General features: G+C 32.3%; 2 protein-coding genes. Both read left to right on the top strand.

The window, feature by feature from the left end:
• Positions 1 to 755: HD domain-containing phosphohydrolase (locus CI949_RS20745; RefSeq protein ID WP_290769941.1), on the top strand; the 755-nt coding region annotated here is incomplete at its 5' end.
• 29 nt (positions 756 to 784) lie between these two features.
• Positions 785 to 1,132, top strand: a 348-nt coding sequence (locus tag CI949_RS20740) for a response regulator (RefSeq protein WP_290769939.1), incomplete at its 3' end; no start/stop codon positions are given.

Below are 1,132 nucleotides of genomic sequence, written 5' to 3'. Positions count from 1 at the left end.
TACTGCCTAAAACAAGTAATAGAGAAGCTCAAAAAATAGTGTTAAGAATTAAACGAAAATGCAGAGAAACTGAAAGTGAGGAAGTTGCCGTTTCAATTGGAATCGGAGTAGCTACTAAAACTGAACCTGAACAAAGTATTGATCAAGTTTTAAAAGAAGCGGATAATGAGATGTATCAAAATAAATTATCAGAAAGCAGAAGTACAAAGAGTAAAATTGTTCAGAGCTTACTTAATACCCTGACTGCCAAAAGCAATGAAACGAAAGAACATGCAGTGAGAATGACAAAGCTTGCTTTTGATTTCGGGGAAAAATTAGGGCTCAGCAATTCACAGCAGCATCGATTATCTTTACTGGCAACACTGCATGATATAGGAAAAACAACAATTCCAGAAGAAATTTTAAAAAAGCCAGGTAAATTGACAGATAAAGAATGGGAAATTATAAAAGATCATCCTGAAAGGGGCTATAAAATTGCTTCTTCATCTCAGGAATTTGCAGTAGTAGCTGATGATATATATGCCCATCATGAACGCTGGGACGGCAGTGGCTACCCAGGGAAGTTAAAGGGAGAAAACATACCTTATCTTGCCAGGATAATTTCTATTATAGATGCATATGATGTAATGACTCATGATAGGCCTTATAAAAATGCTATTTCTAAAGAAGAGGCTTTAGCAGAAATAGAAAAGTGTGCAGGCAGTCAATTTGATCCTGAATTAGCAGAGAAATTTATTAAAATGATGAGTGCTTAATAAAATTTAATTGAATAGAGGTGAAAGCAATGAAAGAGATAATAATAATTGAAGACACAAAGTTACATCAGCAAAAAATAAAAGATGCGGTTTTAGATCTAGGTTATAAGGTCGCTGATATTTTTGCCTATGGAGAAAAAGCAGTAGATTATATTTTAAAAGAAAATAACACTCCTAATTTAATAATTATTGATATTGTATTGGCAGGGAAGATGGATGGTTATCAAGCAGCAAAATGTATTGGTTCAGAAACTGATATTCCTTTGATATTTCTTACAGCAAAAAACGATAAAATAAAAGATTTTGAAGCTTATGTTTATTTAAATAAACCTTTTACCAAACAAGAACTAAAAAATAATATTGAACTTGCGATATAT

The organism is Halanaerobium sp. (genome assembly GCF_003070835.1).
This window is presented reverse-complemented; position numbering and strand designations above follow the sequence as displayed.